Here is a 20,561-nt window from a genome sequence, read left to right as displayed (position 1 = left end):
AATCTCCACACCTGCGCTGCGCTCCGGGTTGTATTTTTAGTTAAAGACTTGCACAGACGAAATACTACACTAATAAAGTTAATGTTCTTAGTCAGTTTCGGAAAAAATGTGTTGTTTTGAGGACGGTAGGTTATTCTTGCCGTTCTTTGTTGTAATAGGTCTGCAAAAGCCTTTCTATATCGCTTTGACGGTAGATTATTTTGCCTTTTATCTGAATGTAAGGAATAACGCCTGTATCTCTCCATTCTTGCAGCGTGCGGATGCTTACTTTCAGACATTTGGCTACATCCCGGTTGCTTAGAAACTTTTCACCGTTCAAATGCGGTCTGTTTTCCTTTGCCAGCCGGCTGATACCGTCTAACATTCTATCCATAGACTGAAAGAAGTCCCTAATTATTTCACTATTGCCGTTTATCAGTTCCATATTTTTATATTGTTCTATTGATTTATAATTCGTTTGAATGATTAACAGACATACACCCGTCAGTTACGCAGATACTCGCCATAGTAAAATATGGAAATACTATCTTTTACCACATCATAGCCGATATAAAGCCGTTTAAAGGCTTCAACGATGAAGTAACGGTTATCTTCTTTCTGTATCTCGTAAACGGCTGGTTTCGCCTGTCCGTTATCCGATACATGGAGCATCGAAAGGAAATACTTTTTCTTGCTTTGGTATATCATTACCGTAGGATGAAGGTTTAAACTTTCCCATATTCCGACAATGGCAGACAATTTGAATGACTGGTTTACTTCCATATTATTTTCTTCTTTCTTTTCCATAGGACAATATTTATTTATTGTTTGATTGATAATTCGTTATCTTGTTTTCCGTACATTCTGCAATCAGTCTTTCAATAGCGGCAGATTTATAGTACAGCTTGTTACCTATTTGGGAGTAGCCCAGTTTACCGCTATCCCGGTAGTTCTGCAAACTTCGGATGCTGATACCCAGCAGGGCACACACTTCACGACCTGACAGCCATTCATCCGGCTGGCGGGTATTCTCTTTGCAAATCCGTTCCACCTGACTGGCGAAGCCGGAAAACCGACCGCACACCTGTTTAAAAGTCTGTTCCTCAATAGTTATGATATTCATACGTTTTTCTCTTTTGGCTGGTTGAATATTCCTTTTTGCATTTCTTCCCGGTAGAGAGCCGAAAGAACATCATTGTGTGTATTCAAATGTTCTTCCAGTACGTTATCAATGAAATTTCCGATACTTACCTGTTTGCCTGTAATCACCCCTACAATTTGCATGATACGTTTCTGTATCTCTCCGCTTATGTACACGCTTTGACGGTTGCAAACCGACCGTTTTTTGAGGAACACCGATTTATAGCTTTCCCGTTCCTTGCTTGCTGTTTCCTGTAATGATTGTTTTACTTCTTCCATGCATTTAATTTTTAATGGTTTATAAATAGGTTGATTGATTTCTGATACTGATTGAAAGGGAACAAGCTAATTTTATAGCAGTATTGCCATATTTCTAAACGGTTTTCAAATATGGTTTAAAGCCATGTTCAAACCTTGTTTGACTGTCTTATATATTGCTGCCATTCAATCAATTTTCAGCAAAGAAAAGGGTAAAAACAGATGCTTTTAAAAATGGGGGTACTTTGTCTGTTTGTGTCGTAATTTGGCGTAATAGGTTATATTTCAGGGATTAACTGCTGTCTGTAATTTTGTAACTGATAAACAGATATAGGAAGAAGCCGAACCGCTTGCTTTGGCAATCCGACGGAAGGAGGATTTTTATGTTCATTAGAACATAGCAAGTTGTGTTTTGAGGCACGCACTTCGTTTTTTGTGCCTCAAAACCTTGCCACCTTAGCAGGTGGTTAGTTTTACTCCGAAGTCGTAAAACCAGTAAATAATTATAATTATGGAACAGAAAAAGAAGTCATTTGCCAAAGGTGGGCGCAAGCCTAAACTTGACCCACGCACACACCGTTATTCTCTCAATCTGGATGATGTGGAGAACGCTAAGTTCTTAGCTTTTTACGACCAGTCAGGCTATAGGATGAAAGCACATTTCATCAAGAACTGTATATTTGGGAAGTCGTTTAAGGTGCTTAAGATTGATAAAAGCAAGGTGGATTATTACATTCAACTCTCGCAGTTATTCGCCCAATTCAGGAATATAGGCAATAACTATAATCAGGTAGTGAAAGAACTTCATTCTAATTTTGCGGAAAAGAAAGCACTTGCTTTGCTTTACAAACTGGAACAATGTACTATTGAATTGGTGAAAACGAACCAGCAGATTATTGCACTCACCAAGCAGTTTGAAGCATCTTATCAGGAGGAGGGAATAATATCAGCGGAGAAGTAAATACCTAACTTGCCAAAAGAAAAACATCCCGAAGCTGCCACGTGTACAACTTCGGGATGAATTTCACTCTTACTTATTCGCTCCGTGTTCTTTCTCGAACTTTCGGAGCGTACCCACATCGAACCGTTCCTTTATGAACTCACGCACATCGGAAGCCCGATAATAGGCTTTTCCGCTAATCATCATAAAGGGAAGCAGTTTCTTGCTTCTCAATCTCTGTAATGTTCGGGTACTGACTTTGAATAGCAGGCATAAATCCTGATTATCCAGTAACTTATCACCCGGCATTACTTCGGGATTGGTTTGCAAACTCTTTACGTCTTTGCCTACTTCATCCAATTTATCAAGTAGCTTTTGCATCCAGTCTTTGAACTCGTAATTATCTACATACATATTGCTTCATTTTTCAGGTTATACATAAATGATTACCAATCGATTGATGGAGCAAAGTTCAGAAAAGGAAAGCAAACAAATTACAGGGTAGCATACGCTACCCCGTATATATTGATGCTAAATACCTGATTATCTATACCCTTTATTTTCGTGTTCTTTTCGGATAAGGTTTGCCAATTCGTTAAGGAACTCCGTTAGTTTGGCTGGCTTTCGCTTGACTACATCCATGTATTTTTGGTGATAATCACCCAATTTGATATTAAAGAGCCATTCAAAGGCTTTGCCTAAGTCCGTCAGGTGAATAGGTTTCCCATTCTGATATATTACACGTTTGGAAAGAAACAAGCCACTGACAATTTCCATGACGTTAATAAGGCTTGTCTTGTCTGCTAAATGGAGAGGGGAAAGAAATAGCTTATTTGCGTGTTGCTGGAATTGTTCGGGGTATTTAATACGCAAATTCACTATGCGTATTTCTGTTTTGATTAGTTCTATTGCTTCATCTATAAGCAACAACAAGGCATTTTTCCCCCTGCTCAAATAGCACTCGATACGATTTGAGCCTGTTTAGTCCAAAGGAGAAATAGCGTAATAATACAGCGTAGTCCTGTTCATCTATTGCAATGCTTGCCAAATGCTTGGCAAGTTCTTGCAATGCAGCCGTAAAATCATCTATGGCAAACTCTTTCTGTGAGCATTCCGATAATAGCCGGAAAAATCTCTGTTCCAATAATTTTTTCATTTATTTTACATTTAAAAGGTAGATAAGCAAAAAGTACATCTAATAATTTTCTTTTTTTTCTTTGGAAAGAATTTCAATTAAAGAATAAAAATCGCTTAAATCATCTTGAAGGGGATGTGCTGGAGTTGTTTTTTTTACTTTTAGGCGATATTCATATCCCTTTTCATATTCAAAACCACTAATACATCCTAAAGGAAGATAAAATTCTTCTTTTAGCACTGTTACAATCATACATTCTATAAGTGCTTCATCTAAAAATTTCATAAGTTTTGTTTCAGGCGAAATATGCATTGTTACAATTTCTATTTTTTCTTTTTCGTCATTGTTGTCTTTAATACATGATGACAAACCCAAAACAAATAGAAATAAGAATACAAGTATAAATACATTTTTTGTTTTCATAATACTATTATCTTTTAAATTAAATATTTCATTTATCATTTAGAGACTATTACATTATACGTTCAATTATTTCTTTAGAAATAATCTCTCCATGTGATGGATAAAATCTAATACCACCAAAGTTGATTAGTCTTTTTAGACTTAATTTTACTTGTTCAAAATCCTCTGCTTCAATAGGAAAAGGAATTTTCCCTATTAGTTTCATACTACTCATGTTCATAGCCAAATCGCCAACATACACAGTTCCGTTATCCAGTAAAACAGAGATAGAGTCGCTACTATGTCCGGGAGTTAGAATTATTTTACCAGAAACTCCAATGCTTCGTAACATACTGTCATTAATCTCAGTATCTATAATAATATCAGAATTATCAATGGATATAGGAGGGTATTTATATTTTACAAATGGCTTTATTAGTTTGTCTATTAGCCATAATATTGAATTATATTGTCTGATATGTCTATCATTAGTTACGCCCGTTTCTAAGTATGATATTTGTTTTTCATGTACTATTAGTTTTGCATTTGTTAATATCTTTAATTCTTGAATAATAGCTACATGGTCATGATGATGGTGTGTTAAAAGTATATATTTAATTTGTTCAGGCTTAATACCAAGCAAATTTAATTTTTTCTTGAATATTTTGCCTTTACCATACCAACCCGCATCAATGAGAAGAAAACCATTATTACATGGCTCTAAATAATAATTCGTAGAGTTATAGGTAATTTTCATCTTACAGTTGCTTTATGTGAATATTTAAGTTTACTAAAATCAAGTGCAAAATTAGCGAATGTAAAACTTGTGCAATTGAAAAAGAAGTCATACTTTTGTCCAAATACGACAGTTGAACATTATGTATATTACAAGTAGCGTTTTTAATATTATTAAAAAGCAGTTTGAAGATATGGGATTAGCCAATTTTGATATATCTTCAACGTTGAATATTGATTTAGAAATTTTAAATCAACCTACTGCTACAATTTCTAGTGACATTTTAGGTTGTTATATAGAATTGATTATCAATAAAAGCTGCAATCATAGATTAGGACTTGAAAAAGGATTTGAAGTTCCAGTGACAATTGCAGGTATGTTGTATAAGCTATATGAAAATTGTGCTACTTTAAAAGAGGTTTTTGAAAAATCAGATGTACATACGCCTACAATAAATCCGTTATATAGATACATAAATAGAATTGATGAAAATATTTTTGTTCATAGAATTTGTGTTGATGAAGGATTTGCAAAGAAATATCCTGTAGCTACAAGGCAATTGTATGAAAGTCAATTAGGAATTTCGTTACAAATTCTATATTCTCTTACAGGAAAACGCATAAAGCCGATTAAAATTCATACTATTTATGAGCAAGATGATGATGATAGGTTGAGTGAGTATCTTAAATGCCCTATAAAATATGCAACAAATGAATTTGCACTATTATTTGATAGCTCTATTCTTGACTTGCCAATTTTGACAGCAAATAATCAACTGTTGGGTATTGTTGAGAAATTAATAAATGAAATAAAGGAGAGTAAACAAGGTTCAAACTTATCTGTCACAATTCACAAATATCTTTTGCAATGCCTTCCAGTAATTGATGTTGATATAAAGACTGTTGCTCGAAAATTAAACTTAGGTGAGAGAACGTTACAGCGAAGACTACGAAACGAAAACACTTCATTTCGAGAAATACTAAATAATGTTCGTATTGAGTTATCAGAAAGATATATAAAGGAAAATGTTTCATTTGTTGAAATAGCGTTTTTGTTAGGATTTGATTCTCAAAGTGCTTTTAACAAGTTCTTCCAAAAACATTTTAAAGAGCAACCGTCTATATTCAAAAGGCATAAAATGAATTATTAAACAGAGAAGTATTTATATTTAAAAATTAAGTATTACCTTTGTAATGAGTTATTTGAAACGATGCAAATTAAAGAGTATAAAGGTAGATTATACGTTGCTAAATCGTTACCCTTTTCAAAAAAAGTTTTTGTAACAAACTGTATTACAATAGAATAAATCAAAAGATAATAGTTGTGGCGAAAGTAAGTTTTGATAAATCAAAAAAATATTTACCTAAGTTTTCCCGGCGGGATTTGTCTCGTTCCCTACCTTCTTTCTTAGTCTGTTGTTGTTCCTTAAATTTCCCCATTGCAAATATAGTGTTTTTGGTCATTGTTTATATTATAACGCCTATATTGCAATATTTATTATATTTCCGAAAGAGAAAAGAGAGAGTTCACTGGTTTTACTCTTTCGGACTTAGCTATTGTTTGTTATCCTATTCGCTGAAATATTTTGTCAATAAACCGAAGTTACGGTCTATGTTTATATTTTCCCATGGTGTACTTTCGCTTTGTTCGGTACGGGTATCCAGGATTTTAGCAGCCAGGGCTGTATCTCCCTGGTAAATAGCCGTACACCATTCAATGATAGGGCTGGACGGATATTGTGTTTTCCAAAGGGATACCCATTTGTCGGCTACCTCCTTTTGTCCGGTTTCCGAAAGAGCGAGGGCTACCAGTAAGTTAGTAGACTCAAAATAATAGTTTTTTACCGGAATTTTTGCCACACGCTCCATGAATAAGGCAGCTTTTACCGGTTGGTTGGCAAGAGCTTTCGCGGACAGGAAGTTTTCTACCCGATAGTCTATCTGGTCTTCATAAGGCTTGCCCACTCCCAAATTCTCTATCCATTGTTTTGATTCTTCGATGGATGTAAGTGCTTTTTCGTATTTATGTTTTTTGATATACGCCATTGCTTCATACAGATTTGCATCTCTGTAAATACCCCTGCCTGCATAAGCCCCTTCATTGGGAAGCACTTGTATTTTTTTCAACAGCGAGATAGCGCGGGCATATTGTTCTGTTTCGCATAATGTCTTTGCATATTGCAGACCTATCATATAGTTTTCAGGAAATAATTTATAATAATGTGCAGCTATTATATTCGCTTCTTTCCAGTTTTCTATTCCCGTATAATATTTAATCAGGCTAAATCCGGTTCGCCAGTTGTTACCTAAGCGTGCGGCTTTTTGTAAATCGTCCAGTTGTTCGGCTCCCTTTTTTAGCGATGCGCGATAAAGGTAAAATGGTATGTAGTCTGCTTCTCCACAATTCTCCACGATTTCCAAGGCTTTTGCTTTATCATGGTTCGCATGGCAAATAAGAGCATAATAATATGCCGGTTTCCAAGAATTACTGTGTGAGGCGACCCAAGCAAGAGCTTCCCGGTTTTCCGGTCGGAAAGGGAATACTTGGTTTACCGGGAGTATGTCTGCATTTTTTATCAGTTGAATGGCTTCTGCTTCTTCTCCGGCTTTATGGAGTAACCAGCTTTGTTTGTAGCAAGCCATCGGATATACCGGAATATAGGACAGTATATGGATCGCATCTTTTTCACAACCGATGGATTCATACCATCCTGCTATTTCCATATAAGTTTCTTCCGGTAGTTCGTTTCGTATGGATGAATTGAAATTGTCGAGACTTTCCGAAGATGGTTGCAGCATATGCTTTTCGTAGCTGACAATATGGTTTAGAGGATATTTGGCCGATAGTTCTTCTACCAGTTGAGTCGCTTTATCTTTTTGTCCTGTTTTCCGGTAGCAGACCAATAGTTCCTGTAGAGCATCCAGATTTTCCGTGTTATATTGAAGACTCTTTTGGGCATAAGAAACCGCTTTATTCCAATCCTGTTCGCGGATGAAAACCGCTGCAAGTTTAGCATATGCAGCCGTTCGGAATGCAGGGCTGTATGCTGCAACCGAGAAACCGTCTTTTGCATCCGTATAATGCCCTGCTTTCATGTTGCATAATCCATATAGATAGTTTGCTTCTCCATCATACGCATTCAAGCTTAAAGCAGAACGGCAGAGTTGCAGTGCCTCGTCATAACGTCCTTCCCGGTAATAGAGAGATGACAAACGGATAAGGGCCGGGGCAAAATATTTATCTTTGGAAAGAGCGGCCAGTAAATCGGTTTCAGCCTTATCATACATCTTTTGGTTCATCCATTGTTTTCCGCTGGTATAAAGTCCGTAAACGGAATTCCAATCGAAGTCATCAGGAATCTCTTTGGGACGGTTAATTACTTTATCGCTATTTTGTTCGGAATATACCAAATCATTATTTCCGATGACAACCTTTATCTTTCCGGCGGCCAACTTCGTCTCTAACGGATAAGACTTGCACCAGGTTTGTAGTGTTTTTGCCTGTAAAAGTTCGGAGATAATTTCTTTTTCGTCCGAATAGACTTTAAGCGTGGCAGATAGCTCCTGTGTCGGAGAGAAATAAATTGTTAGCCGGTTGTTATCCTTTAATACATTCAGGGCGCCGATATGGGAGGCTTGTACAATGCCTTTGGTCTCTTTTACCGGAAACCAGTATTCCGTCCATTCGTCTGTTGCTCCCGGTTGGAAAGCTGTGTGTTTGAAGGGAGTACGTGCGCTGTTGGTGGCAGGTTGGTTATACATTCTGCCGGACTGCAATTCCACATATTGGGCGTCTGTGTCGGTAAGCAAATCTTCCCATATAGCTCCGTCGCGTGCCTGGCTCCAAAGGAAAATCTTCATACCAAGTTTCTCATCATAGGCTGAATGATGTACGGAACCGAAATCATCATCATGCCAGTAGGCCCCATAGAAATCATTATAATAACCTAATACATGATATGATTTGGAACTCTCGAAAGCATTATTCTTATACCAGGAGAGGTCTCTGCCGTTATCATCCACAGGGAATGTATGTAAATCTCCTCCATGACCAATATAATTAGTCCCCGGATAACAAAAACGGGTATTTCCGGCGGCTTTATATCCGGCATTCATCCATTGGTAATACGGCTGGTCGAGAGAGGAACTGTTATACCAGGTCGTATGGGTAGTGAAGTAAGCCTTGTCTTTCGGAACATTTACTTCAACTGTCCAGGTCGTACGAGTGATAAAATCGATAGCAGAAATATAACAACTTACACTACCGTCTTCCTTTTCCCGGGTTATATAGTCCACCGGGGTTGCAGATGTCGGTGCATGTCCGATAATACCGAAGTTAAATTCTATCCCTCCGGAAACCCACGGACCACGCATCGCTATATCGCGGAATTTAACTACATGATTCGTATAAATAAATTCTTTGCCGGAAGTTTTGTCTACGGCTCCCCATATTTTCCCGCCAATTTCCGGAAACAGAGTGACACGTATATAATCATTTTCCAGTTCGACCGTTTTCCATTTTTTATCTGTTTTCTCATTGGTAAAACCGTCGAAGCGAAAATAAGGATAATACAGGTTTTCGGGCTTTGCTACCGGATCCGGGTCATCGAAAGCATAGGTACCCATCACTTGTTCCGTTTCCTTAACGGTAGCGTGCTGTGCGGAAAGAGAAAGGCTGGAAATAATGGCGCAAAGAGTAAAAATACATTGTTTCATGGCTTACATAATTTATATATCCGGCATAACGGGAAATAATAATCTCTCAGCCTCAAAGTTACCAATAGATATTATTCCCCGTTATGCCGGAACATGAAATTTTTAAGCCTGATGCATTATAATTTGTTATTTACCGGTTGTGAATGAATAATTACCAGAACCCACGGTAAAACGATGGTATCCGTTTTCATATCCTAACGGTTTAATGCCTTCAGCCTCATTTATTGCTTTTCCTCCTTCTTTGACAAATGCAGTCCGGGGAGCAGGTATATATACGATAGCCTTTGAGTTTACAGGAATGCGGACATGCAGCGTAAAGGTTCCGTTCTCTGCTTTCCAGTTGCTTGTAATTTCTCCATTTACTGATTGGTAACAGCAGTTTACCCAATCCAAACCTTCTGTCGGTTGAGGTTTGATTGCTATTTCGCTAAATCCCGGAGCTATGGTGTTTATTCCTCCCAGAGATTGGTACATCCATTCGCCTACGCTGCCGAACATCGGATGATTGTGCGAATATACATTGTCAGAGTATTGCCAGGTTTCCCATAAGGTGGTAGCTCCGGACCGGAGCATATGCCCCCATCCGGGGAAAGAAGTTTGCGTAACCATTTTGTACGCAATATCATTCCGGCCATTTTCACGTAGCACGTTCAGGATGGCAGGGACGCCAAATATACCGGCGGCAATATGTCCGTCCCGCTTTTCGATGGCTTTTAAGAGACCATCGAGTGCAGCTTCTTTTTCCGTATCCGGTAGAAGCCCGTAATAGAGTGCGAATGCTTGGGCTGCCTGTGTACCGTTTCCCACAGTCCCGTCTCCTGAAATCAGGAACCGGTTGATGAATGCCTTTTTTATTTCTTCGGAAAGGTCTTTGTATTTCTTTGCATCTTCCTGTTTATTAAGTAACGAAGCAAATTCTGACACTAATAATGTGTGATGATAATAGTGGGCGGTTGCGAATAAAGCCGGGATACGTTGTTCGAGGCTTTCATGGTCGTTTATGCAATCTTCTATCCTGTTATCTTTTGCTTGCGAACGGATAAATTCAACCTGCTTCACGAAGGTCGGATAGTAGGTTTTGATCGTTTCCAGGTCGCCATAATAATCATATAATTGTTTCTGCATGAAGGCAAAAGCCAATTGCCATCCGATAGGGCCGGAGTCTTCCCCTAAACCTTTGTCGGCTATACCATTGAACGGTGCTGTTTCTGTCATACCTCCTGAAGGGCGTTGGTCGTTTGCAAAATCGCGGATAGCTTTCCGGTAGAAGTTTTCCATATCATAAAACCAGCAGAAGGTACGTGCTACACCTACAATATCGCCGCCATATCCGAATTTCTCCCGTGCCGGACAATCCGACTGTACACTGAAAACATTACTTAAGAAAGTATAGTCCAAAACCTCGTTCAGCTTGTTCAGCATCGGATTGGAACATTCGAAAGAACCGTTCTTTTGCAGGTCTGCATTCAGGCGAAGTCCTTCTATGTTCTCAAGTGAAGGACGTCCGTGCCATCCGGTTATTTCCACATAACGGAAACCGTGGAAGGTAAAGCGGGGAGCCCATATTTCAGTACCTTCTCCTTTCAATGTATAGCGGTCTTCCTGCCAGGCTGTTTGTGGCTGACCGGGTTGTTCCCAATCTGCATTCCATATCTTTTTTTGTTGCCCGGCTACGGAAGTCATCACATTCAGGCTCCCATCCGAATAAATATCTTCGCCATATCGTATCTTGATAGTGCTTCCTTTCGGCCCTTTCACTTTGAGGCGGACAACCCCGGCAAAGTTTTGCCCCATGTCGAAGACGAATACTCCCGGACGTACTTCCGCCATTCTTGTCGGGTGAAAGACTTTAGTTATCCGTATGGGAGGTTGCATTTGTGCGGTTAATGGACCGGTAGGTGCTTGTGTAAGCGCCTCTGCGTTTTTCCAAAGTGCATCGTCAAAAGAAGGGGTATCCCAGCCTTTTATTTCTTTACGTGCATCATAGTGTTCCCCTAAGTATACATTATTTCGGAGTACCGGACCTTGTGTTGTTTTCCAATCCGGACCGGTGGGAATCGTTTCAGCAGAACCATCGGCATAAACAATCCTTAGTTGTGCTTTCAGGCAGGGCCGTCCGATATAGAGGTATTCTCTGAGCGGTCTGAATATTCTCATGGGAAGAGGATTGAAAAAGCCGTTTCCCAACATGACCCCGATAGCATTCTCTCCTTCACTAAGTAAAGAAGTGACGTCATAAGTGCTATACAGGATTTCTTTGCCATAATTCGTCCATCCCGGTTCCAATACCCGGTCGCCTACACGGTTCCCATTTATATAGGCTTCGTAATATCCCAGACCGGAAATATACAGGCGGGCTGTCTTTACTGGTTTTTGCGGTGTAAATGTTTTGCGGAACAATGGTGCAGGGTCATCTTTATAAAAATCTTCTTCTTTAGCAGGAGGGACGGAGCCATCGCCTATCCATTGGGCTTTCCAATCGGTAGATTGCAGCATGGCCGTTTCCCAAAACGCGGGAAGGCTCCATGCCGATACTTCGTTCTTCTGGTTGTATACGCGTACTTTCCAGTAGTAGCGTGTGAATGGCTTAAGTTTTTTCCCGGCATACCGGATATTTACATTTTTTCTGCTGTTTACCTTGCCACTTTTCCAAAGCAGTTTCTTTTCATTTTGCAGGTCGTTCTCATTTGCTGCAACCAGTATTTCATAAGCAGATTGTAATTGTCCTCTTTCCTGTGATTGCATTTTCCATCCGAGAGTAGGGACATTGGCATCGATACCGAGAGGGTTCTCCAGATATTCGCAGGTTAAATCCGTTACATGTATGGATTGTGCGTGAACGGATAAGGAGATTCCGATAAATAGCAAAATAAGGAAACAGGACTTTTTCATAATAATTCTTTTAACAGGTAGTTGATTCGTGGTGGCTGATGGTTTCTTTCTTGTTACATTTCAACAGCCGGTAACTCCAATTTTTACAAAAGTAAGGACTTTGCGGGGGATTCTATCTTCAAAAATGATAGAAGTATTATCATTTCTGACCTAAAGCATATATGTTTTAATTCCTGAAGATATAAGGCATGTTCTGAAATATAAGGGTTGTATTTTTTATCTGAGAGATTTTTTTAGATTTATTATGTGGAACTTTTCCATTATCTCTCCACAACTTTTCTACAATATTCCACTGTATTGTATATAAGCAAAATAGGGTTTTCTTTTATAGGTATAGGGAATTACATCGACCTTTTATTTTTTGGCACGCCACTTGCATTATACTTAGCAACCTAGGGTTTTCAAGTATTGTTTAATTAAAAACTTAAAAAGTCATGAAGAAGGTATTAGTAGCAATGGCAGTAATGATGAGTGTGGGTAGTTTCAGTGCATTTGCAGCAGAAAAGGGTCTTAATTCTATGGAAGTATGCTGTGTTCAGTCAACTCAGGATGAGTATACAAAAATTGAGGTAGCAAGTGTTCCTGATGCAGTAAAGGCTGGTGTTGAGAAGGCATATGCCGGTCAGACCATTAAAGAAGCTGCTGTTGCAGAAAAAGAAGGCGTTAAAACATATAAACTTGTTATTGTATCAACAGAGGGCACTGAAAGCACAGTAATCTTCAACGATAAAGGTGAAGAAGTAAAATGATGAGCTTAAATTTTTTATAGATTAAAGCATATCAATGAGGTTATAAACTCTGTTGTAGTTAAAAGGGGAGGTTTCTTAACTTCCCCTTTTTATATGCCGTTTATCTAATGTCTAACGGTTATCCTTATTTAGTATTTATGGTCTTTGCATTATAAAAGCTCCTTTTTTAATACCAGTGTATCGCCTGTGTCATCCAGTTCATAAATATGTGCTCTTTCGGCACCTCCCGGATTGTTTGGACCATGGAAAGTAATGTATAGTTTATTATCGAATGATTTAAATATCATCCCATGTCCGCCGTTCTTGTTGAATAAGGGAGTGGTTTGCTGTTTCCACGGACCGGCAACTTTTCCTGTTGTAGATTCTGCGATACCGATGGCATATTCCCCATTCATAAAGCTGGACCATATCATCAAAAGTTTGCCTGTCTTTGTACGGTAAAGAAAACAACCGTCGGTAACATATGAAGTCGGTAGCGATGCCATAGATACGCTTCCTGTCGACCAGTCTGCTGCAGATGCGCAGAATAAAGTTTGCGATTCCCCTACAGGTGCAGATAAGTCTTTAGCAAGCTGTACCAGTTCCATCGTGCCGTCGGCTACCTGTACCCATTCATGGCAGTAAATCATGTAAGGAACGCCATCTTCCACCCAAAGCGTACCGTCGAGTGCCATCCGGTCCATCGGTGTTTGGGGAACCAAATCAAATGGCAGGAACGGGCCTTCCGGGGAATTGGAATAAAATATCTGAGTCCCCCTGAATAGATAGTCCGGCCATCCTTTCCGGCTTTTTTTCCATTTAATGTCGCTGTTTAAAGTAGCAAACAGATAATATTTCCCTTTATAGGCATGTACTTCGGGCGCCCATACGGCTCCGGTAATCCAATTATTCTCCGGTACGGTAAATGTACGGACGGGACCTTCCCAGTTTTTGAGGTCTTTACTTTTAAATACTTCTACACCGCCGAGGTTTTTTCCCTGGTCGTTGCGTATACTGGAGGAACGGTACATATAATACATTTTATTTTTTGTATCCGCCAATATATAAGGGTCGCGTATGTGAATATCCGAGATGTGTTGAGTTTGGGCTTTTATCGGAAAAACACAGCATAGAAGAAATAAAAGACAGGTAAACGAATTGAGTAAAATTTTCATGATAAAAATAGTAGTTATTAGAGGTTTAAAAAATGAAACAATGCAAATATAAAGAATAATTCCATGGCAATGTCTTCTGCCTATTAGCTTTTATTGCATTTCCTATAAATCAAATTAACATTCCAGGCCTTGACAATTAAAGGAGAAACCTTACCTTTGTACCGTGGTTTTTTCATAATAGTATTAGATTTAAGGTTAACAAAGTTTGGTTAGGGGTTGTCGTGAGACAGCCTTTAATTGTTTATAGGGGTTTGTATGGCTTTAGTCCATATGAAAGACTTCTTTTAAAGGTACGGAGACAGGTGATTGGTCTTCATTTGTTTCCATCAGCTCCGCCATGTATGCCCACCACTTTTGTACAATTTCATTATCTCCCAAATCCTGTGAGGAACCGGAACCATTTATCTGCTGTACGGCAAATAATGTGGATGTTGTTTTATCTAAGAAAATGGAATAATCGCTGACACCGTTTTTTCTTAGCAGCGCCGCCAATTCAGGCCATATTTCTTTATGGCGCCTTTCGTATTCTGCTTCGGCACCAGATTTAAGAGACATTTTGAATGCAAGTCTTTCCATGATATTGTATAATAAATTAAAAAAGTTTTACTCCCCTAAATCAAGTGATAAAAGTAGCGGGTTCTGAGAGTATGCTATGTATGTAGAATGATTTTAATAGTATGAAAAATGATACTTCTGCTTGTGTGTATTTACCAAAATATCAAAATGACAGAATGATAAATTACCCCCTTTATATGTGGCATATACGGATGGCAAGTACGGGACGCGTTTCAAATACACCGCTCTCGCGGAGTTGGGTTTTATCTGTTTGATGGAGTAGATGGATTTATTGTTACTAAATGATACTGCGCGGAATTGTTTTTTTTAGACGCGAATTGCGCGGAAAACGCGGATTAATACAGGTGTTATGTTTATTAATCTGCGTTTGTTCGCGGCATTCGCGTTAAATCATATGGTTACGTTTTTCTGAATATGATAAACTCTTTAATATCCGTGTAGGGTTTGGTTTCCCAATCATTCCAGAGTCGTGTCTTTGCTTTATACTGTCTAAAAACAGAGCATCCATGGTTTGAAACCGAAACATATATGCTTTGAAGTCGAAACATATATGTTTTACCTGCGCGGATCGTTATATTTTAGTGCGCAAACAGTTGGAATTATCCGCGGAGATAGTTGGAATTACCCTCCGTATACATGGAAATAGGTTCCGGATAGTGTAGAAAAGCCTCCGTTTTAGCCCGAAAAAGAGTCGGTTTCTCCCTGAAATGGCTTTTATTTATGTATGTTGAGTTAGCAGAAAGGGTGTTATTCTGTTAAAGTGTCATTCGATTGGGTAAAAGAATGATATTTTGTAAAATCAAAAGAGGTTGTCTAAACTTGTTAGAAACCCCTTTCCTTTATTTTTGAGTTGTTGATATTTACTTAATATCTTTGTTCAATATGCAAAGAAAAAACGACAAGAACATATTAAGTCATCCCAATTGTCTTTAGAACCTGGATACTTTTTGTAACTAGAAAGGTAATGTATATATCCGTGAGGATTATATGGGTCTATAGCAAACCATATTGCATATCCTGCAAAGTTATATTCTGAAAAAAACTCCACAACACATCGATCTCCATGCCCCAAACCTGTAGGACTTTCTATAATTGTACTATTTAGATCAAAAGAGGATATAGATCTGTTCCAATTCTGAGGGTTTGTTAATACCATTGGATCTATTGGCATTTGAGGATAATCTATTCTACCACAATTGGAATTTAGCTTAAGTGATAATTCTGCTCCTCTGCATTTAGGGTCCTGATATAATGTCAATACACCTTCATATGTACAAAGACGTTGTGATTTTGTTTTAGGCTGCTGTGAGTGTAAATAATCTTCTAACTCTTTCGTATTATCAAAGTATTCAATTGATTTGTCTAAATGAACAAATGTTACAAGATTCGGGTTGCTTTTTATTTTATTTACGATGCTTTGTGTTTCTGCGTTTAGAAAGACTCCTTCTTTATTATCTTCCCATTGAATATTAGAGTCATATTTTACCCCTTTATAAATAAAAGAGACAAAAGATGTATCTGTGAAAGCTTGATTATTCTCTTTCTCTAAATTAAAGTTTTCCTTTAGTTCATTTTTATTTGATTCAATAATCTCTTTTTGACAGGAAAAGAAAAGACTACAGATACAGATTGATAATAATAAATTTTTCATGATATTTTTAATTAAAAGTTAGTATAATGCAAAAATATTATTATTTATAGATACCCGTTTGTCTGTTATTGTTATTTAACTAAAATTAATTGTGTGCTATTATGAGAAGAATTCTATTTAATATAATTGGATTATGATATATGCTATTAGTTATGTGTTAATATTCAGAGATACAGATGGATGATAGATAGTATAATACGGTAAATTAAAAGCCTGTAAACATGTACATGTGATTGATAAGTAAAAAAATAGGAGAAAATCTAAATAATTTTCTCCTACTGATATTCTTTTTAAGCTTTTAGCATAGTCTATGAATTAGGGCGAGCTGCTTGTTCGTCGACAGAAACAACCTCAATTTCAAAAACCAAGGTAGAATAAGCCGGTATATTTTCCGTATCGTTAGCTGCATAACCAAGTTCTTGAGGAATCCAGATTTCATATTTATCTCCTTCAACCATATGTTGTAATGCAATCCCCCAGCCATTTATAACAGAAGAATAGCCTGTTCCAGTACTACTATTATAATTTGCATAATTATGATTTACAGCACATTTAAAAGGAATTCCATCTTCTTGTAATTTCTGATCGAATTTCTTATTATTAATCAAATGGCCTTTATAATAAACAGAGATGCGGCTGTTGAAAAATATTTTTTCCCCTTCCCCTTTTTTGATTTGTTTTGCATAAACAAATCCATCTCCAGCTTCCGAATTCCATTTAATATACTCCGGATCACCTCCTTTTGCTAAAAAAGCTTTTTCATTTTCTAATTTATATGCAGCTTTCTCTGCGTCAACAGAATCATCTTTGTCTTTCTTACAAGAGGAAGAGACAACGGCCACACATAATAACATCAACGCGATATGCAGATACTTTTTCATGCGCTTATTCAATTATCTTTTTTAATAAATTTTTCATGCTAACCTTTTCGGAGATAATTTCGTGTAGTTTGTCGATGCTGACACGCTCCTGTTCCATTGTGTCGCGGAAACGGATAGTTACACAATTATCTTTTAATGTATCGTGGTCTACTGTAATACAGTAAGGCGTACCGATTGCATCCTGACGGCGATAACGTTTGCCGATAGAATCTTTTTCATCATACTGGCAACGGAAGTCAAAACGAAGCATATTCACGATTTCTTCCGCTTTCTCAGGCAGACCGTCTTTCTTAACCAAAGGTAATACGGCAAGTTTGATAGGAGCCAAAGCTGCCGGCAGTCTTAATACTACACGTGTTTCACCGTTTTCAAGTGTTTCTTCGCAGTAAGAACCTGCCATAACACTCAGGAACACACGGTCTACACCAATAGATGTTTCGATAACATATGGAGTATAACTTTTATTCAGTTCGGGGTCGAAATACTGGATTCTCTTACCTGAGAATTTTTCGTGCTGGCTCAGGTCGAAATCTGTACGGCTGTGGATACCTTCCACTTCCTTGAAACCGAACGGCATTTCAAACTCGATATCGGTAGCGGCATTTGCATAGTGAGCCAACTTTTCGTGGTCGTGGTAACGGTATTTCGCATCTCCCAATCCCATCGCTTTATGCCAGTTCAGGCGGGTAGATTTCCATTTTTTGAACCATTCCATTTCTTCACCCGGACGAACGAAAAATTGCATTTCCATCTGTTCGAATTCACGCATACGGAAAATAAACTGACGGGCTACAATCTCGTTACGGAATGCTTTACCGATTTGTGCGATACCGAAAGGAATTTTCATACGTCCCGTTTTCTGGACATTCAGGAAGTTAACGAAAATACCTTGTGCTGTTTCCGGACGCAGATATACTTTCATGGCACCATCGGCAGTAGAACCCATATCGGTAGAGAACATCAGGTTGAACTGGCGGACTTCAGTCCAGTTGCGTGTCCCTGAAATCGGGCAAACAATTTCGCAATCCAGGATGAGCTGGCGCAAATCCTCGAAATTGGAATCGTTCATGTCTTTGGAATAGCGTTCGTGTATCTCGTTCCATTTTGCCTGATATTCCAGTACGCGTCCGTTGGTTGCGCGGAATTGGGCTTCATCGAATGCTTCACCGAATCTTTTAGCAGCTTTAGCCACTTCTTTATTCATCTTTTCTTCGATTTTACCTAAATGGTCTTCAATCAACACGTCTGCACGATAGCGTTTCTTGGAATCTTTGTTGTCGATTAAAGGGTCATTGAATGCGTCTACATGACCGGATGCTTTCCAGATAGTCGGGTGCATGAAAATTGCGGAGTCGATACCTACTACATTTTCGTGAAGCAACGTCATGCTGTCCCACCAATATTTCTTTATATTGTTCTTCAACTCTACACCATACTGCCCGTAATCGTACACTGCACCCAGTCCGTCATAGATTTCGGATGAAGGAAATACAAATCCATATTCTTTGCAGTGCGAAACTAACTTCTTAAATACATCTTCTTGTGCCATAGTATATTATTTTTCCAATTAGAAAATACGCTAATATGCCGCCTAATTGGTCTTACATATTATCAAGCCTGCAAAGTAAATGATTTTTTTGGTAATGTCCACCATTTACAGCATCTTATAAAGATATTTAAGGTGATATACCGGATGTTTGTTTTAAAAAGGATATGATAATAATGCCTTGCACAAAAAGATATGCGGGTATAAGGATATGTTCTTTCAGGATTGCTTTTGAAGTGGTATTCTAATTTTTTAGAAACTCTTTTTGGGTAAATTAGATGATTTTTCAGAATAATATTTACTTTTGTCAAATCGTTGTGTTTGCGTACACAGAAATAATTAATCTAATATATACTACCATGAAATCAGATGACATTTCGCGTCGCTCGTTCCTGAAGCGGGCACTTGTTCTTTCGGCAGCTACAGCTGTTCCTTCCTTCTGGATTCCATCGAAGGCTTCCGGTATGCCGGGTGTCCCTTTCGTTAGTGCCAATGATAAAGTGAGATTGGCGCTTATTGGTATCGGTAACCGTGGAGGCGAGATAGCTCTTGAACTTATCAATACAGGCTTATGTGAAATTGTTGCGCTTTGTGATGTGGACATGGGAGCTCCCCATACACAGAAATTGATTTCCATGTATCCGAAAGTTCCCAGATTCAACGATTTCCGCCAGATGTTTGATAAAATGGCAGATAAGATAGATGCCGTAACCGTAGGAGTTCCCGACCATGCCCATTTCCCGATAACGATTGAAGCGATGGCTCATGGCAAGCATGTTTATGTGGAAAAGCCGATGGCACGTACTTTCCAGGAAGTGGAATTGATGATGAAGGCGGAAAAGAAATTCGGAGTCGTTACACAAATGGGAAATCAGGGGCATTCGGAAGCAAACTATTTCCAGTTTAAGGCATGGAAAGAAGCCGGCCTGATAAAAGATGTCACCGCTATTACAGCACATATGAACTCCCCGCGCCGCTGGCACGGGTGGAATCCGAACATGAAACATATGCCGATGGGCGAACCGGTTCCTGAAACATTGGATTGGGATACTTGGTTGGGCGTTCGTCCGTTCCGCGAATATAACCATGATTATCATATGGGACAATGGCGTTGCTGGTATGAATATGGTATGGGTGCTTTGGGCGACTGGGGTGCGCATATTCTGGATGCAGCCCACCAGTTCCTGGATATGGGATTGCCTACGGAAATTAATCCATTGTATTTAAAAGACCATAATCCGTTTTTTTATCCGATGTCGTCGACAATCCTGTTCCGTTTTCCCAAAAGAGGGAATATGCCGGGCATAGATGTTACCTGGTATGATGGGCTGGATAATATACCTCCTGTGCCTGAAGATTATGGTTCTTCGGATGTAGACCCGAATATTCCGACAGTAGCCGGAGGAAAACTGCAATTGATGAAACTGAATCCGGGAAAGGAAATCTATACAAAGACTCTGACATTCAAAGGAGGTTCCCATGGAAGTACGCTGTCTGTTATTCCGGATAAGATAGCTAAAGATATGAATCCGACATTACCGGAGTATGAGAAAAGCCCGTCTAACCACTATGCAAACTTCCTTTTGGCTTGCCAGGGTAAAGAAAAGACACGTTCTCCGTTCTCTATTGCCGGTCCGTTAAGTCAGGTATTCTGTTTGGGTGTATTGGCTCAGCGCCTGAACCGTAAATTGGTTTTCGATCGTGATTTGAAACAAATTACAAATGATTCGTTTGCAAATCAGATGTTGGTTGGCGAGATGCCACGCAAAGGTTGGGAAGAATATTACAATGTATAGTGATGGTATAG

General features: G+C 38.7%; 20 protein-coding genes. 4 read left to right on the top strand and 16 right to left on the bottom strand.

What is annotated here, in order from left to right; translation table 11 throughout:
- Window positions 1-130: 130 nt before the first annotated feature.
- The 4 genes from ACGE0T_RS18850 to ACGE0T_RS18835 are packed head-to-tail and all read right to left on the bottom strand — an operon-like array spanning window position 131 to window position 1,398.
- The gene (locus tag ACGE0T_RS18850; RefSeq protein ID WP_459188117.1) at window positions 131-424 is read right to left on the bottom strand and encodes a helix-turn-helix domain-containing protein; all 294 of its coding nucleotides are present in this window, start codon (window positions 422-424) and stop codon (window positions 131-133) included.
- A gap of 59 nt (window positions 425-483) precedes the next feature.
- A complete protein-coding gene (locus ACGE0T_RS18845; protein ID WP_320889275.1) occupies window positions 484-786 on the bottom strand; it encodes a DUF3876 domain-containing protein in 303 nt (100 codons plus the stop codon).
- Between the two features lie 10 nt (window positions 787-796).
- Window positions 797-1,102, bottom strand: a complete 306-nt coding sequence (locus ACGE0T_RS18840; RefSeq protein ID WP_459188116.1) for a helix-turn-helix domain-containing protein — start codon at window positions 1,100-1,102, stop codon at window positions 797-799.
- Window positions 1,099-1,398 carry a DUF3408 domain-containing protein gene (locus tag ACGE0T_RS18835; protein WP_459188115.1) on the bottom strand — a complete coding sequence of 100 codons (300 nt, stop codon included), beginning with the start codon at window positions 1,396-1,398 and terminating at the stop codon, window positions 1,099-1,101. Before ACGE0T_RS18835 ends, ACGE0T_RS18840 begins: the two co-directional genes overlap by 4 nt.
- A 490-nt stretch (window positions 1,399-1,888) precedes the next feature.
- Between ACGE0T_RS18835 and mobA the strand changes: the two genes are divergently transcribed.
- Window positions 1,889-2,338 (top strand): conjugal transfer protein MobA, encoded by a 450-nt coding sequence (gene mobA / locus ACGE0T_RS18830; protein WP_459188114.1) that lies wholly within the window; start codon window positions 1,889-1,891, stop codon window positions 2,336-2,338.
- Between the two features lie 69 nt (window positions 2,339-2,407).
- On the opposite strand, the gene ACGE0T_RS18825 is transcribed toward mobA, so the two are convergent.
- The 5 genes from ACGE0T_RS18825 to ACGE0T_RS18805 form a co-directional block, all read right to left on the bottom strand.
- Entirely contained in the window at window positions 2,408-2,731 is a 324-nt protein-coding gene (locus ACGE0T_RS18825) for a helix-turn-helix domain-containing protein (protein WP_032575403.1), read from the bottom strand.
- Between the two features lie 129 nt (window positions 2,732-2,860).
- A complete protein-coding gene (locus tag ACGE0T_RS18820) occupies window positions 2,861-3,247 on the bottom strand; it encodes an RteC domain-containing protein (protein ID WP_459190514.1) in 387 nt (128 codons plus the stop codon).
- The gene (locus ACGE0T_RS18815) at window positions 3,231-3,473 is read right to left on the bottom strand and encodes a hypothetical protein (RefSeq protein WP_459188113.1); all 243 of its coding nucleotides are present in this window, start codon (window positions 3,471-3,473) and stop codon (window positions 3,231-3,233) included. Before ACGE0T_RS18815 ends, ACGE0T_RS18820 begins: the two co-directional genes overlap by 17 nt.
- 39 nt (window positions 3,474-3,512) lie before the next feature.
- Window positions 3,513-3,875 (bottom strand): DUF4377 domain-containing protein, encoded by a 363-nt coding sequence (locus tag ACGE0T_RS18810; protein WP_459188112.1) that lies wholly within the window; start codon window positions 3,873-3,875, stop codon window positions 3,513-3,515.
- A gap of 49 nt (window positions 3,876-3,924) precedes the next feature.
- The gene (locus tag ACGE0T_RS18805; RefSeq protein ID WP_459188111.1) at window positions 3,925-4,611 is read right to left on the bottom strand and encodes an MBL fold metallo-hydrolase; all 687 of its coding nucleotides are present in this window, start codon (window positions 4,609-4,611) and stop codon (window positions 3,925-3,927) included.
- Window positions 4,612-4,732: 121 nt separating this feature from the next.
- On the opposite strand from ACGE0T_RS18805, the gene ACGE0T_RS18800 reads away from it, so the two are divergent.
- On the top strand, window positions 4,733-5,740 hold the full coding sequence (locus tag ACGE0T_RS18800) for a helix-turn-helix transcriptional regulator (RefSeq protein WP_269115576.1): 1,008 nt from the start codon (window positions 4,733-4,735) through the stop codon (window positions 5,738-5,740).
- A gap of 418 nt (window positions 5,741-6,158) precedes the next feature.
- Here the strand turns inward: ACGE0T_RS18800 and ACGE0T_RS18795 are convergent, their stop codons facing one another.
- Both ACGE0T_RS18795 and ACGE0T_RS18790 read right to left on the bottom strand, forming a co-directional pair.
- Entirely contained in the window at window positions 6,159-9,305 is a 3,147-nt protein-coding gene (locus ACGE0T_RS18795; RefSeq protein ID WP_459188110.1) for a DUF5107 domain-containing protein, read from the bottom strand.
- 126 nt (window positions 9,306-9,431) lie between these two features.
- Entirely contained in the window at window positions 9,432-12,197 is a 2,766-nt protein-coding gene (locus ACGE0T_RS18790) for a family 78 glycoside hydrolase catalytic domain (protein WP_459188109.1), read from the bottom strand.
- A gap of 434 nt (window positions 12,198-12,631) precedes the next feature.
- Here ACGE0T_RS18790 and ACGE0T_RS18785 point away from each other — a divergent pair, with 434 nt between their 5' ends.
- Window positions 12,632-12,946, top strand: coding sequence for a hypothetical protein (locus ACGE0T_RS18785; RefSeq protein ID WP_459188108.1), 315 nt, complete (start codon window positions 12,632-12,634; stop codon window positions 12,944-12,946).
- Between the two features lie 149 nt (window positions 12,947-13,095).
- Here the strand turns inward: ACGE0T_RS18785 and ACGE0T_RS18780 are convergent, their stop codons facing one another.
- From ACGE0T_RS18780 to ACGE0T_RS18760, 5 genes are all read right to left on the bottom strand, one after another.
- On the bottom strand, window positions 13,096-14,100 hold the full coding sequence (locus tag ACGE0T_RS18780; RefSeq protein ID WP_459188107.1) for a glycoside hydrolase family 43 protein: 1,005 nt from the start codon (window positions 14,098-14,100) through the stop codon (window positions 13,096-13,098).
- Between the two features lie 261 nt (window positions 14,101-14,361).
- Entirely contained in the window at window positions 14,362-14,676 is a 315-nt protein-coding gene (gene rhaM / locus ACGE0T_RS18775; RefSeq protein WP_459188106.1) for an L-rhamnose mutarotase, read from the bottom strand.
- Window positions 14,677-15,553: 877 nt separating this feature from the next.
- Entirely contained in the window at window positions 15,554-16,327 is a 774-nt protein-coding gene (locus ACGE0T_RS18770) for a hypothetical protein (RefSeq protein WP_459188105.1), read from the bottom strand.
- Between the two features lie 308 nt (window positions 16,328-16,635).
- Window positions 16,636-17,208, bottom strand: a complete 573-nt coding sequence (locus ACGE0T_RS18765; protein ID WP_459188104.1) for an FKBP-type peptidyl-prolyl cis-trans isomerase — start codon at window positions 17,206-17,208, stop codon at window positions 16,636-16,638.
- 4 nt (window positions 17,209-17,212) lie between these two features.
- Window positions 17,213-18,757, bottom strand: coding sequence for a glycine--tRNA ligase (locus tag ACGE0T_RS18760; RefSeq protein ID WP_459188103.1), 1,545 nt, complete (start codon window positions 18,755-18,757; stop codon window positions 17,213-17,215).
- Between the two features lie 356 nt (window positions 18,758-19,113).
- Between ACGE0T_RS18760 and ACGE0T_RS18755 the strand changes: the two genes are divergently transcribed.
- Window positions 19,114-20,550, top strand: coding sequence for a Gfo/Idh/MocA family oxidoreductase (locus tag ACGE0T_RS18755; RefSeq protein ID WP_459188102.1), 1,437 nt, complete (start codon window positions 19,114-19,116; stop codon window positions 20,548-20,550).
- Window positions 20,551-20,561 lie beyond the last annotated feature (11 nt).

Source organism: Parabacteroides sp. APC149_11_2_Y6 (genome assembly GCF_054506995.1).
This window is presented reverse-complemented; position numbering and strand designations above follow the sequence as displayed.